The sequence below is a fragment of the Collinsella sp. CLA-JM-H32 genome (genome assembly GCF_040098165.1).
Taxonomy (GTDB): domain Bacteria; phylum Actinomycetota; class Coriobacteriia; order Coriobacteriales; family Coriobacteriaceae; genus Collinsella.
In genome coordinates, this window is sequence record NZ_JBBNMZ010000010.1 from 24,241 (window position 1) to 37,712 (window position 13,472).

Consider the following 13,472-nt stretch of genomic DNA (forward strand, 5'->3'; position numbering starts at 1 on the left):
ATCCGAGCCGGGGCACGTTCGCACAGCGCGCGTATGACGGTTGCAAAACCACCCCATTTGAAACAAAGGCAAAAAAGTACTTGCAAAGACGCGTTCCGACATATAAGTTGATAAAAGACCGCCGTTGCGGTTTTAAGTAGATCGAGCATATTCAGTTTCAGTTTTCAGCGTGTAAGAGAAGGAAGATCGGCAAAGTACAGCCCCAAACGCAATGACAACTTAATGAGGTAACTGCCACATGTGAGGCACCCAGGGCATTGCTGTCTCGATTTTGAGCACGATGCCTTCCGCCTTGCATGGGCCGTTCCATCCCGCCCCTGCAGCAACTGCCTCACGGGCTCATTGAAAACCGCATAGCACCCCAACGTCAGCACATTACCCACGGCAAGCACATCACTCACGACAACCAACACATCAACAAACAGCACGAACATCAACCGATTGGAGAAGCTATGACAAACCACCACGCTGAAGACGGCGATAAGAAAAGCATTCTGGATGCCCGCATTGAGCGAGCATATGCAAACGAATATGACGCCGCCTTTGCCGCCGCGACCATCAAGAACTACGCGTCGCTACCGCTCGCGACGATCTTGGCCGACCACCCTCAACTGCTGAAGCGCTGCACAAAGATCATGGGCGACCCCGACATTCGCAAGCTGACAGACCCCTATGCCCCAAAACGCGACAACGATTCGTACGTTCTTACCGTAGGCTGCCTAGCCCATATGCTTACGGCGCTCGACACGAAACTCAAGCTCGAATGGGAACCCGACGAGCGTCATGAACTCGAAAGCAAGCGGAACACCCTGCGCACCGCACTGTTCCTTCCGTTGGACGGCCTCAAGCGCTGCAACGTCGAGCTCAATACACAGGTGCTGCAAAAGCCCGGGACCACGGGGCAGAAAACTCCAAGACCCCATGCGGCCATCGTCGACCGCAACCGATATAACCGCATGACCGCGCACTTTTCTGCCGAGGGAGCAGCCATAAGGACGCTGATCGACCTGCTGTGCCTCCTGAACATCAACGAGCTATTTGAGGGCTATCTCGCCCTTGTTCCCGCGACGGCACCCAAGTCGGTAGCAAAGATCATCGAGACCTGCAGACGCCAGTTTGAGCGCCATCGCAATGGCAGCGAGATGAACGCCAGCATCGCGCAGTACTACGCGGCTCATTACAAAAATGACGGATGTGCCCCTATCGAGCATCAGCTGCGGCTCGCCTACACCACGCCCGTCGCAACGCTCCATCGCTTTGGAGCCCTTGGCGCTTGCGAGCCGCACGGACAGGCAGCCTGCCCCACAACCGAGCTCGATCTCAGGCTCGGACGAACCCTGTAGCCCGCCAGCCCCTCCGCGGGCAGCGACTCTATTCCACAACACCACCAACAGAAAGGAGTCCTCATGGACACCAATCATTCCCCCATCATCAGCCCCCTCACCATGCGTGAATCCGCCCGAGGTATCACGCTCACCAGCATTTACGATGAGATGCTCGCCCGTCGCGAGCTCTCCGTCATGGGAAATATCGAAACCCCGATGGCCCACGACCTATGCCAGCAGATCCGCCTGCTCGATGCCACCGACCCCAGCCGCCCCATCACCATATTTGTCGCCAGCGCCGGCGGAAGCGTGCGATCGGGTCTTGCGATCTATGACGCCATGCGCCTCGCATCGTGCCCCATCCGCACCGTCTGCCTGGAATTCGCCGCGTCCATGGGCGCCGTGATCTTTATGGGCGGCGACGATCGCCGTATGGCGCCCCATGCAGAGCTCATGATTCACGACCCGCTGATCCCCCAGGGGGCAGGCGGCTCGGCACTTGCGCTGCAGGAAACCAGCCGGCGTCTCATGCAGACCCGCAAGACCCTCACGCAAATCCTCTCGGACCGCAGCGGCCTCACGCCCAAGCGCATCCAGTCCCTCACTGCAAAAGACACCTACCTTTCGGCCGAGCGCGCCGTCGAGCTCGGCTTTGCCCACGAAATCCTCTCGACCACCAAGGAGGTCGCCCATGTCTAACCTCGCCAGCCGCCTCGCCGCATCTGAGTCCGCATCGTCCACCATCCTCGCCAAGGATCGAACGCTTTCCTGCAACACCCGCCAAACGGGACTCAACAACAATGCACTTGTGATCGGCCCCTCGGGAGCCGGCAAGACCCGAAACGTCCTCAAGCCCAACCTGCTGCAAATGAACGCAAGCTACATCGTGCTCGACACCAAAGGCACGCTCTGTCGCGAAGTGGGACCCGTGCTGGCAGCCCACGGTTACCGCGTGCAATGTCTCAACTTCGCCGACCTCAACACCGTCCCGGCCCTTGCGCCCGGCATCGAGCGCTGCGGCTACAACCCCCTGAGGCACATTCGCCGCAAGGCGGACGGCAGGCCCAACCAGCAGGACATCCTCTCGGTGGCAAAGGCCATCTGTCCCATCGAGGACAACAACCAGCCTTTTTGGGATCATGCGGCGGCAAACCTGCTGTCGTGTCTTATCGCCTACGTCACCGAACAGCTACCCGCCGACGAGCAGACGATCAGCTCGGTCATCAAGCTGATCGAGCACCTGCAGGACGGTGCCACGGGTCGATTGTTTGACGACCTGATCACGACCGACCCCCAAAGCTATGCCCTCTCGCTATGGCGGCGCTACGCCATTACGCAAAATGCCGAGCGCATGCACGCGAGCATCGTCGGCATCCTTGCCGAAAAGGTCATGTGTCTGGGATTCGACGGTGCGGCACAGCTCTATCGTGAGTGCCATCAGGTGGACTTCGCTTCCATGGGACACACCCCCTGCGCCCTGTTTGTAACCGTGAGCGATATTGACCGCAATCTCGATCCGCTGACCGGCCTCTTTATTTCGCAGGCGTTTATGGGCCTCATTCGTGAGGCCGATAGGCAGCCCGACGGCAGCCTGCCCGTGCCCGTGCGCTTTATGCTCGATGACTTCGCAAATCTGCAGATCCCCCAGATCGACAACGTGCTCTCGATTATCCGAAGCCGCAACATCTGGGCAACGCTGCTGCTGCAGTCGACCAACCAGCTCGATGCGCTCTATGGCGAGGCACGCGCACGCTCCATCATGGGCAACTGCGACACGCATCTGGTGCTGGCGTTCCAGGATCCCGAGAGTGCCCGGGTGTTTTCCGACCGCGCCGACGCGCTGCCCAGCACGCTCATGGCGACGCCGATCGATCGCTCGTGGCTCTTTGTACGCGGTCGCACTCCCGAACAGGTCGAGCGCTTTAGGCTCGAAGACCATCCGCTCTACGGGGAGCTGCCCGAGGCGCAGCGAGGCCATGCGGAGGCCAAGATCTAGGCGCAGGGTTCTCGCAGCGCGCGGCGCCCCGGCGATGTTCCACAAAGGCCGTGCGCCCTGGGACCACGGCAAAGCAAAGGGGCCCGCATCCGATAGGATACGGACCCCTGGCTATAAGGCGCGATGCGTTAACAGCAGCGACTACTTGCGGTGAGCACGGTAGAACTCGATGAGCGCCTGGGTCGAAGCGTCCTGCTCGGCCTTGGCGGCATCGTCGTGGAAGGCAGGGGTGATCTGCTTGGCAAGCTGCTTGCCCAGCTCAACGCCCCACTGGTCGTAAGAGTCGATGCCCCAGACCGTGCCCTCGACAAACGTGATGTGCTCGTACAGGGCGATGAGCTCGCCGAGTGCGAACGGGGTCAGCGTGTCGCCGAAGATCGAGGTCGTCGGGCGATTGCCCTCAAAGCAACGGGCCGGGACGATCTGCTCGGGCGTGCCCTCGGCACGAACCTCATCGGCCGTCTTGCCAAAGGCGAGCGCCTTGGTCTGGGCCAGGAAGTTGCCCAGGAACAGCTCGTGGACATCCTGGCCGCCGTCGGTCGCAGGGTTGGCGGTATTGGCGAAGGCGATGAAGTCGGCCGGAACCACCACAGTGCCCTGGTGCAGCAGCTGATAGAAGGCATGCTGGCCGTTGGTGCCGGGCTCGCCCCAGAAGATCTCACCGGTGTCGGAGGTCACGGCGCTGCCGTCCCAGCGGACATGCTTGCCGTTGGACTCCATGGTGAGCTGCTGCAGGTAGGCCGGGAAGCGGTGCAGGTACTGGCAGTACGGCAGCACGGCGTGGCTCTTGGAACCGAAGAAGTTGACGTACCAGACATTGAGCAGGCCCATCAGCGCGACGGCGTTGTTCTCGAGCGGGGTATTGCAGAAGTACTCGTCGATGGCGTGGAAGCCCTCGAGGAACTGCTGGAAGCGCTCGGGGCCGAGCACGACGATCAGCGACAGGCCCACGGCGGAGTCAACGGAATAGCGGCCACCGACCCAGTTCCAGAAACCGAAGGCGTTGGCGGGGTCGATACCGAAGGCCTCGACCTTCTCGAGTGCGGTGGAGACGGCGACGAAGTGCTTTGCCACGGCCTCGGCGTTCTGCTCATCGGAGCCGTCGATGGCGCCCTGAGCCTTGAGCTGCTCGAGCATCCAGGTCTTGACCTCGCGGGCGTTGGTGAGGGTCTCGAGCGTGGTGAAGGTCTTGGAGACGATGATTACGAGCGTGGTCTCGGGATCCAGGCCCTTGAGCTTCTCGGCCTGGTCGTTGGGGTCGATGTTGGAGATGTAGCGGCAGTCGATACCGGCGTCGGCATAGGGACGCAGAGCCTCGTAGGCCATGACCGGGCCCAGGTCGGAGCCGCCGATGCCGATGGACACCAGATGCTCGATCTTCTTGCCGGTAACGCCCTTCCACTCACCGGAGCGCACGCGCTCGGCGAAGGCATACATGCGGTCGAGGACCTCGTGCACGTCGGCGACGACGTCCTGGCCGTCGACGATGAGCTGGCCCTTCTCGCTTGCCGGGCGGCGCAGCGCGGTGTGCAGGACAGCGCGGTCCTCGGTAGTGTTGATGTGCTCGCCAGAGAACATGGCGTCGCGGCGCTCCTCGAGCTTCACCTCGCGGGCAAGATCGCACAGCAGCTTGACGGTCTCATCGGTCACCAGGTTCTTCGACAGATCGAAGTGCAGGTCACCGGCGTCAAAGCTCAGCTTGTTCACGCGGTCGGCGTCAGCAGCGAACCAGGCCTTGAGGTCGATACCTTCGGCCTCGAGCTTCTCCTGATGAGCCTCGAGCGCCTTCCAAGCGGCAGTCGACGTAGCATCGATAGGTGCGGCAACAGTTGCCATAGAGTCCTCCTCAGCATACGGGCGCACGCCTCCATGCGCCCGGACATTCAGATGCCACTATTCTAGCGCAGGTCAAGACTACAATCAGCGAGCGTTGCCAATCGGCCCCCAAACGGCAACCGATTAAAAAGGGACAGGCTTATTTTGGCAGGTCAAACGCTTTACCAACCAAAAATAACCCGTCCTTTTATGGCAAATATTAGGCCGCGGCGCAGATGCTACCGAGCAACTCACGCAGAGGAGACCCGATGCCCTCCAGCAGTTCGGGCGCGATAATGGCAAAAACGGGAACCTCACCGGTGCCCACGACAGCAGGCGCCTTGCCCTCCGAGAGAATGCATCCATAAGGGACAAAACCGTCTTCGCCGGCATCGAGCGCAGCCATGCGACGCGCGAGCTCGCGCGCAAAGCCAGCAGTATCGGCATCGCCAATCGCCAGGACAAAGTCCACGCCTTCGTCGGTCGCCAGGGCCACGGCTTCGTCGATCAGTTCGTCTCCCCCGTCGCCCCCAACCGAGCCGCAGCGGAAAAGTACGCGCTCGAGTAGGGCTCGATCAAGCGAGCCAAGTGCCGCCGAGACAAGCTCATCGCGCGTATGCTTGTCACCGCCCAACACGACCAGCGCCTTAGTGCCACCGTAGTGAGCGACCAATCGTCCGCACCAGCGAGCCACGTCTCCATCCACAACAAGGCGCGTCGGCATACCAAACCCGTAATTGACCATCTTTCCCACAACCCTTCCGTGCGCATAGGCGGTATCAATCGTTAGGCTCATGCTACGAAGCAAGGTTTTCCGAGCTGTTTCGCACTCTTTAGAGCTGCGTTAAAAACCCGATCCAACCGCACGACCATACCTACCAAAACAAACCAGTCCCTTTTTGACAGGTTTTGACGATGTCCGGACGAGCGGGTATTATCGAACAGATATTCGATAAGAACATGTGTTTGATGGGAGGACGCGTGGGGCACGAGCGTCACACCTATATCTGCATCGACCTCAAGACGTTTTATGCCAGCGTCGAGTGCGTCGACCGTGGGCTCGATCCGCTCACCACCAACCTAGTCGTTGCCGACGAATCGCGCGGACGCACGACCATCTGCCTCGCCATCACGCAGGCCATGAAGGACTTAGGTATTCACAACCGCTGCCGCCTATTCGAGATTCCCGACGGCATCGACTACATCAAGGCCGTACCGCGCATGCAGCACTACATGGAGGTGTCGGCGCAGATCTACGGTATCTACCTGGAATACGTCAGTCCGCAAGACGTTCACGTCTACTCAATTGACGAGTGCTTTATCGACGTGACACCCTATCTGGACCTCTATCACACCGATGCGGAAGGCTTCGCCTGCATGTTGCGCGACGAGGTCCTGGCGCGCACCGGCATCACGGCGACGGTCGGCATCGGCCCCAACCTATTCCAGGCCAAAGTTGCACTCGATATCACCGCCAAGCACGTACCCAGCCGCATCGGCATACTCGACGATGAGACCTTTCGCAAGGAAATCTGGCCCCATCGTCCCATCACCGATATCTGGGGCATCGGCCCCGGCATGGCAGCACGACTCGAAAAATACGGCGTCTACGATCTGATGGGCGTCGCGGCGCTCGACGAAAACCTGCTTTACGACGAGCTCGGCGTCAATGCCGAGTATCTCATCGACCACGCCTTCGGACGCGAGCCGACAACCATCGCCGATATCCAAGCCTATCGCCCGCAAGCAACTTCGACCACCACAGGACAGGTGCTCTCGAAGGGCTATGCCTACGAGCAGGCCTACACCGTCTTGCGCGAGATGGTCGACAACGCCGTGTTGGACTTGATCGATAAGCACGTGGTCTGCGACAGCATCTCGCTCTTTGTGGGCTACGCGAGCGAGCGCGCCGACATACGCAGGCTTGATGCCAGCGGTACTGCACAATATGTGGACGGATGCGGACACCTGCGCTCGAGTACGTCGAGCATCGAACCCACCGCAACCGCCGGCCCCGAGCTCGCGCCCCGTGCTCCCAAGCCCGTCCAGCGCGATGACGAACGGCGCCGCCTGGTGCGCGAAGCGCAGGCAATCGATGGCATCTTTGTGGGAGAGCATGGTGGCAAACCGCGTGGTGGCTATGCCGCGCTCTTTGCGCACTCCAACGCCTCGCGCAAGCTGCCCGAGCGTACCAATTCGTTTAAGAAGATCATGGGCTATTTCGATGAGCTCTGGGCGCAGACTGTCGATCCCAAACGACCGGTCAAGCGCATCAACCTGGGCTTTAGCAATCTTGTGCCCGAGGAATTTGCCACCATCGATCTGTTCAGCGATATCGAGGCCGATGAGCGCGAGCGCGACCTGGCGCGCGCCGTCCTGGCCGTGAAAGGCAAGTACGGCAAGAACGCGCTCGTCAAGGGATTAAGCTTTACCGCCGGCGCCACCGCGCGCGAGCGCAACGATCAAGTTGGAGGACACCGTGCCTAAACCCAAACAACAGCCCATGCGCCCGCCGACCGCCTTCGAGCGCCTGGCGGACCCCGAGGGCAGACGCCGCGCAGCCGACCCCAACCTCACTGCCAACGGTGCCGTGCGCGCCAACCGCGCCGCACAGTTTATGCCCTTTGCCGCCCTCACGGGATACTACGAACTCGTGCGCAAGCAGGAAATCACCGTCGAGCAAAAACGTGAGCTCACGGAAGAAAAAGCCCTCGAACTTTCGAAAAAGCTCGAGGGCCTCAAACGCGGCGACCTGGTGCGCGTCACCTATTACGATATGTACGGCTATCGTAGCCGCACGGGCATTCTCGACGAAGTATTACCCGCATTCAAGCTGCTCAAACTCAGGGATATCGCCATCAACTTCGACGATATCCAAGGCATCGAGCTGCGTGGTCGAGCCTAGCGACGAGAACGCTTGCGCAAGACGAGAGCAATGCCAAGCACTGCGGCAGCTGCAACCAGCAATCCCAAGACCAGCGTGAGGGTCGAGTCGCCAGCGCGAGGCAGCGAGCCGTCCTTCGGAGTCTTCTTAGCGGTCGTCGTGGCGGTGGTCGTGGTGCTGCTCGACTGGTCGTTGCCACCCGTCTGGCTGCCGCCAGGCTGATCGCCGCCACCCGGCTGCGAAGGATCGGTGGGTTCCGTCGGATCCGGAGTACCGGGATCAACCGGATTCTCCGAATTCTCCTTGCGCTGGATCCAGACCTGGCAACCATAGAACGGGTTGGCGGTACCAAGGCACAGACCCTGGTTGGTCACCGCAAAGGTGCGCAGACCATGGTTATACGGATCGTTAAAGCCATTAGTCGTCAGCGTCGTAAAGTTCACGCCGTCCTCGGTCACATACATATCAAAGCCGCGCTCGGCATCGCGCAGGTAACACATGCACGTAAGGACACTCTGCAACTTCTTGAGGTTCTCCTCGCTCAGCAGCTTATCGAGCGCATCCTGAATATCGCTCGGCAGCTCGGTGCCATAGGCATCCTCGTACTGCTGCTTAAGGCTCTCATAGCTATCGAGCATGTCCTGATACTGGTCGGCAAAGGACTTGAAGTACGCGATCTCGCCATCGATCTTCTGGACATAAGCGGCATCGTCCTCAAAGTCCTGGGGCATCGTCGCGGCCTGATCGCAAAGACCGCCCGCGGCATCCTCCAGCGCATCGCTCAGATCGCCAAAGCCCTTAGCAACCTCGGTCTTCTCGTCATCGACATCGACGGTCTCGTTTGAATCATCGACCTCGGCAGCTTCGTTCGAATCATCGACCTCGACGGCCTCGTTTGAATCATCGTCCGCAAGCGTGTTCACGGGAACGATGGGGTCGTCAGGCGATTTCTTGTCGAGCAGGTGATCGAGCAGGTCCTTAAGGCGCTGAACCTGAGAGTCCCACTCCTCGGGCGTCATATCGATAATGTCGCCATTGGAGAACTGGCCGATCGGCTCAAGCAGGCTCGCGGTATCAAAGGTACCGATATACAGCTTGCCGTCGAACTTCTGCATGCGCCAAATGTACTGGTTCTCGTTTCGGCCAAAGCCCGAAGTCAGGCCGGAAATACCGCCCTCGGGGAACATGTCGGTGCGATCGCCAACGACGAGCTCCATGTTCTCGTCCTTGTCCATGCGATAGATGTTAACCGACTGCTCAAGATTGGCATTCACAAACGAGCAGTCAACGCCGCCCATGCTGCTCTTACCGCCCTCTTCGGTGTTGGATTTGTTGAACAGGATGCGCTCGAGGGCAATCTCCTCGTCGTTGTATTCACCGATATAGAGGTAGTCGTTGTAGACGATGAGGTTGGCAGCGCCAGAACGGGTACGGGCAGGATCGATGCCAAAGCAGTACTTTGCACCGTCCGTCTTCTGATCGCCGACAATGGGAGTCCACGAATAACTGCCGTCGGCATTCTTGTCGCCACGGACCATGGCAAACGACTGCATGGAATTATCATCGGGAGCGTTCTCGGGCGTACCGGTGCAGATGGTCGCATAGAGATGGCCATTGTACGAGACCATATCCCAAATGGCGCCGCCGTAGATGCTGTCCTTATAGCGAATCACCGGATAGCCAAACAGCGTGTCCGAGTTGGCAATCTCGGTGAAGCTGTCCTGGCCCTTCGAGGGGTCAGACGACGTCAAGATCGTCGCCACAAACTTACCGGCTGCATCTTTACCCACATTGCTGATGACGAGCTGGCCATCATGGACGCACATGCCGCGGATACCGGTAGAAATGCCCTGCTTGTAGGCAGCACCGTAATCCTGCATGCTCGAAAGGCCCCGATAGACAGGTTTGCACTCATCCGTTTTAGGATCGATCTCGTATACAGCAGGCAGGCCGCCTTTGCCGTCATTGGTCCTGACGCTGCCGCAGAAATAGAGCTTACCCTTATAGCTCACGGCGTTGCGGAACAAAGGAGCGACGCCGTTGAGCGATTCAGAGAGTAGCAGTTTGGTCTCACCGGTCTTGGTATTGATCTTGACCAAGATGCCACCGCTGTCCTTGTCGGCCGTGCCGTCCTCCTTCTGCTGTCCATAGAAGAAGGTACCGTTAAACATGGCCTCCAGCGTCAGGCGCATGGTTTCGACATCAAAGGAATCGCCCAGCGTGCTGTTCATGAGCGTCAGCGTGTTGCCCATCGCCGCATAGCAGGTGCCCACATAAAGCCAGTCACCATAGCTCGCAGCCGCCCAAGTGTAGCTCTGGCCGCGATCGCCTTCGTTGTTGGCCGTATTACCATCGGCGCCCGGAACGGCAACGGCACCGTTACCCTGGTAGTCGACGATGCCATCCGGCTGCGACGTTCCTACCGTAGGATGCGAGAGCTTCTCAAAGGAATACCCATTTCCCGCATTGTAGGTAACGGCACCCGATGCGTCTTCGGCGTGCGCCGGCAGCGGCGATACCAAGATAGCGGCAAGCGCTGCCACCAAGCCAAGTGTTCCCACCCATCTCATAAGGTTATAGCCTCCCCTGTCCTAAAGCCCAGTTTTAGCATTCTTCATTTCTGTCCACGGTTAATTGCAATCTGAGCACAGCAATAATCAGTGTATAAATATACACCTGTAATTTTTTTGACGGGTTCATAGATGCTCGATTGGTAGCGAATTCCGCGCAAACCGTCACCAAACTCCACTTTTGCCGCATCTAAAGGTTATTTTTGCGCAAATTTTTGGATGCCGATAGTCACAATGGGCAGGAGGCTGGTACCCACCGGAGAGGGCAACGCCTACATTTTCATAACGTAATAGCCCGCACCCCTCACCGCCGTCTCGAGTGTGTCGCGATCAACCGGGCGCTTCGAGCGCACGCGTGCCGTGTGGTCCGCGTACGTTACCGTAGCCCACACGCCATCAAGCGCATTGAGGGCATTCGTCACATTCCGGGCGCAGCCGTCGCAACTCATGCCGCCGATAAGGAGTTCCTCACGATAGGGGTAGTGGGACTCGTCGGTATCCACCACAACAACCTTTTTGGCCTTCTTGCCGCTCGCACCATCGCTGCAGCAACTCTTCCCGTGTGTCGAAGCGGCAATGCGACGCAGTCCAAAAAACATGCCGACGGCAATGACGGCCAGCACGATGAGATTCGCAGAGTTGAGCAAGTCACTCATGCGTTCCCCTTTCAAGTAGCACTATCTAGATACCCCCATGGGGTGTCCCCATCTTAACCCAAATTCATGTCCGTTCGGTCAATTAGTTTCCCTCTTCAAACTTTTTTGTTGACCATGGCTTACTTTCGTGTATAAGTTTTCCTAGGCTAACAGTTTAGATCCGTAAGGAGCGCCGTGACTCGAACCATAGACATCTCAACGTTTCAGGCGGCAGTCGTGCGCAACTGCTCTCCCACGCTCGCGGGCATCAAGCCGGCATCGCTCTTTACCTATCCAGGCACCTACGCCCACGGGGACGGCTCGGTCGCAACCGAAACCATCGCAGAGCGCCGAGCACGCCTGCTCAACGTTATCGCCCAGTGCAATCGCGAGCTTGACCCGTTCGGTATCCACCTGAGTGTTTTGGTCTGGCGGCCCTGCGGAGCGCTCGTGTATATGTACCGAGCCAAAAGCCTCACCACCTATTTCGCAGACCCTCGCGCCCAAACGGCGCTCGCCTCGGAAGGCTACGACACGAGAGACCTTTCGACATGCCTTGTGCATTTGGCATCACGCATCACGCTCGCGAGCAATAACGTCGCGGAATGCGCCTGTAGCCAGACTCGATGCGCACTACCCCAGCAAGCTAGCTGCAGCAACAACTGCACCTGCGAGTTTCCGCACGAAATAGGCTACTTCCTCGGATATCCCTACGACGACGTGCACGAGTTTATCGCCCAGCGCGGCGAGAACTACAAGGTCTTTGGAGCTTGGAAGGTCTACACGAATGTCGAGCAAGCGCTTGCGATGTTTGACGCCTACCGCGCTTGCACTCAATACCTCACCTTTGTCTATCAGCAGGGCTGCAGCCTGGCGCAACTTGCCCAGGCAACCCGATAGAACATAGAAGCCGCGGCAACCTGCCGCACAACTGAAAGGACTCAACATGAGCAAGATCGCCGTCGTCTACTGGAGCGGTACAGGCAACACCGAGGTCATGGCAAATCTCGTCGCCGAAGGCGCCACGTCCGCGGGTGCCGAAACTGAGGTCATCCCCTGCGCCGACTTCTCTACCGACAGGGCCGCCGACTACGACGCCTTCGCCTTCGGCTGCCCCGCCATGGGCTCCGAGGAACTCGAGTACGATGAGTTCCAGCCGATGTGGAACGAGGTCAAGGAGACTCTCGGCGACAAGAAGGTCGTCCTCTTTGGCTCTTATTCGTGGGCCGAGGGCGAATGGATGGACAACTGGAAGGCGGACGCCGACGAGGCGGGTGTTAACGTCGTCGATTCCGTCATCTGCTACGACGCCCCCGATGATGAGAGCGAAGCGGCCTGCCGCGCCCTTGGAGCCGAGCTCGCCTAGCGGCAATGAGCTCCGCCTGCAACGCGCATTGCAACAAAACACATTCGCGTCCCAACAAAAACGGGAGCCGGATCACATCCGGCTCCCGTTTTCTGCTATGTCAGTCATATAAAGCGGCTACGAGATATTGCCCAAGAACGCCTTGGTGCGCTCGCTCTTGGGGTGGTCGAAGACCTCGCTCGGCGTACCCTCTTCCACAATGACGCCGCCGTCCATAAAGACGACGCGGTCGGCGACATCGCGGGCAAAGCCCATCTCGTGCGTCACGACGATCATGGTCATACCGTCGTGCGCCAGGTCGCGCATGACGCCCAGAACGTCGCGCACGAGCTCAGGGTCGAGCGCCGAGGTGGCCTCGTCAAAGAGCATCACGTGCGGGTTCATCGACAGGGCGCGGGCGATGGCCACGCGCTGCTGCTGGCCGCCCGAGAGCTGGCTCGGCATAAAGTCGATGCGCTCGGCCAGGCCGACCTTGGTCAGCTCCTCGACGGCGATCTTCTCGGCCTCTTCCTTGCTGCGCTTGAGCACCTTTTGCTGCGCAAGCATGACGTTCTTTTTGACCGACAGGTGCGGGAACAGGTTGAACTGCTGAAACACCATGCCCAGGTGCGTGCGCACTTTGTTGAGGTCGACGCCCTTGGCACACACATCCACGCCCTCGACGACAATCGAGCCGCTCGTGGGATGCTCCAGGCGATTGATGCAGCGAAGCATCGTCGACTTGCCCGAGCCTGAGGGGCCCAAGACCACAACGACCTCACCCTTGTGCACATCCAGATCGATATCGCGCAGGACCACGTTGTCCCCAAAGGCCTTCTGGAGGTTCTTGATGCTGACGACGACCTCGTTCGAGTTATTGGTTTCGCTCATGATAGGACCTC

12 protein-coding genes are annotated in these 13,472 nt (G+C 59.3%); 7 read left to right on the top strand and 5 right to left on the bottom strand.

All coding sequences use genetic code 11. From position 1 onward, the window contains the following. Positions 1–452: 452 nt before the first annotated feature. The 3 genes from AAA021_RS07225 (at position 453) to AAA021_RS07235 (ending at position 3,321) form a co-directional block, all read left to right on the top strand. A complete protein-coding gene (locus AAA021_RS07225) occupies positions 453–1,343 on the top strand; it encodes a hypothetical protein (RefSeq protein WP_349088646.1) in 891 nt (296 codons plus the stop codon). A 63-nt stretch (positions 1,344–1,406) separates the two neighbouring features. Further along, a complete protein-coding gene (locus AAA021_RS07230; RefSeq protein WP_022094432.1) occupies positions 1,407–2,024 on the top strand; it encodes an ATP-dependent Clp protease proteolytic subunit in 618 nt (205 codons plus the stop codon). Further along, positions 2,017–3,321: a VirD4-like conjugal transfer protein, CD1115 family gene (locus AAA021_RS07235; protein WP_349088647.1), complete on the top strand. Its 1,305-nt coding sequence runs from the start codon at positions 2,017–2,019 to the stop codon at positions 3,319–3,321. Before AAA021_RS07230 ends, AAA021_RS07235 begins: the two co-directional genes overlap by 8 nt. A gap of 141 nt (positions 3,322–3,462) precedes the next feature. Here the strand turns inward: AAA021_RS07235 and pgi are convergent, their stop codons facing one another. Continuing rightward, positions 3,463–5,157 (bottom strand): glucose-6-phosphate isomerase, encoded by a 1,695-nt coding sequence (pgi, locus tag AAA021_RS07240; RefSeq protein ID WP_035138859.1) that lies wholly within the window; start codon positions 5,155–5,157, stop codon positions 3,463–3,465. A 199-nt stretch (positions 5,158–5,356) separates the two neighbouring features. Then, entirely contained in the window at positions 5,357–5,881 is a 525-nt protein-coding gene (locus AAA021_RS07245) for an iron-containing alcohol dehydrogenase (RefSeq protein ID WP_229066775.1), read from the bottom strand. A gap of 224 nt (positions 5,882–6,105) precedes the next feature. Between AAA021_RS07245 and AAA021_RS07250 the strand changes: the two genes are divergently transcribed. After that, positions 6,106–7,623, top strand: coding sequence for a DNA repair protein (locus AAA021_RS07250; protein WP_349088706.1), 1,518 nt, complete (start codon positions 6,106–6,108; stop codon positions 7,621–7,623). Next, the gene (locus tag AAA021_RS07255; RefSeq protein ID WP_349088648.1) at positions 7,616–8,041 is read left to right on the top strand and encodes a hypothetical protein; all 426 of its coding nucleotides are present in this window, start codon (positions 7,616–7,618) and stop codon (positions 8,039–8,041) included. Before AAA021_RS07250 ends, AAA021_RS07255 begins: the two co-directional genes overlap by 8 nt. Here AAA021_RS07255 and AAA021_RS07260 read toward each other — a convergent pair. Both AAA021_RS07260 and AAA021_RS07265 read right to left on the bottom strand, forming a co-directional pair. After that, on the bottom strand, positions 8,038–10,590 hold the full coding sequence (locus AAA021_RS07260) for a hypothetical protein (RefSeq protein ID WP_349088649.1): 2,553 nt from the start codon (positions 10,588–10,590) through the stop codon (positions 8,038–8,040). The two genes, AAA021_RS07255 and AAA021_RS07260, sit on opposite strands and share 4 nt — an antisense overlap. Positions 10,591–10,862: 272 nt before the next feature. Then, entirely contained in the window at positions 10,863–11,246 is a 384-nt protein-coding gene (locus AAA021_RS07265) for a heavy metal-associated domain-containing protein (protein WP_349088650.1), read from the bottom strand. A gap of 174 nt (positions 11,247–11,420) precedes the next feature. Here AAA021_RS07265 and AAA021_RS07270 point away from each other — a divergent pair, with 174 nt between their 5' ends. Both AAA021_RS07270 and AAA021_RS07275 read left to right on the top strand, forming a co-directional pair. Then, complete coding sequence (locus AAA021_RS07270; protein ID WP_349088652.1) at positions 11,421–12,125, top strand: DUF3793 family protein; 705 nt, start codon at positions 11,421–11,423, stop codon at positions 12,123–12,125. 46 nt (positions 12,126–12,171) lie between these two features. Continuing rightward, on the top strand, positions 12,172–12,591 hold the full coding sequence (locus AAA021_RS07275; protein WP_349088654.1) for a flavodoxin: 420 nt from the start codon (positions 12,172–12,174) through the stop codon (positions 12,589–12,591). A 117-nt stretch (positions 12,592–12,708) separates the two neighbouring features. Here the strand turns inward: AAA021_RS07275 and AAA021_RS07280 are convergent, their stop codons facing one another. Further along, a complete protein-coding gene (locus AAA021_RS07280) occupies positions 12,709–13,461 on the bottom strand; it encodes an amino acid ABC transporter ATP-binding protein (protein WP_006234381.1) in 753 nt (250 codons plus the stop codon). Positions 13,462–13,472 lie beyond the last annotated feature (11 nt).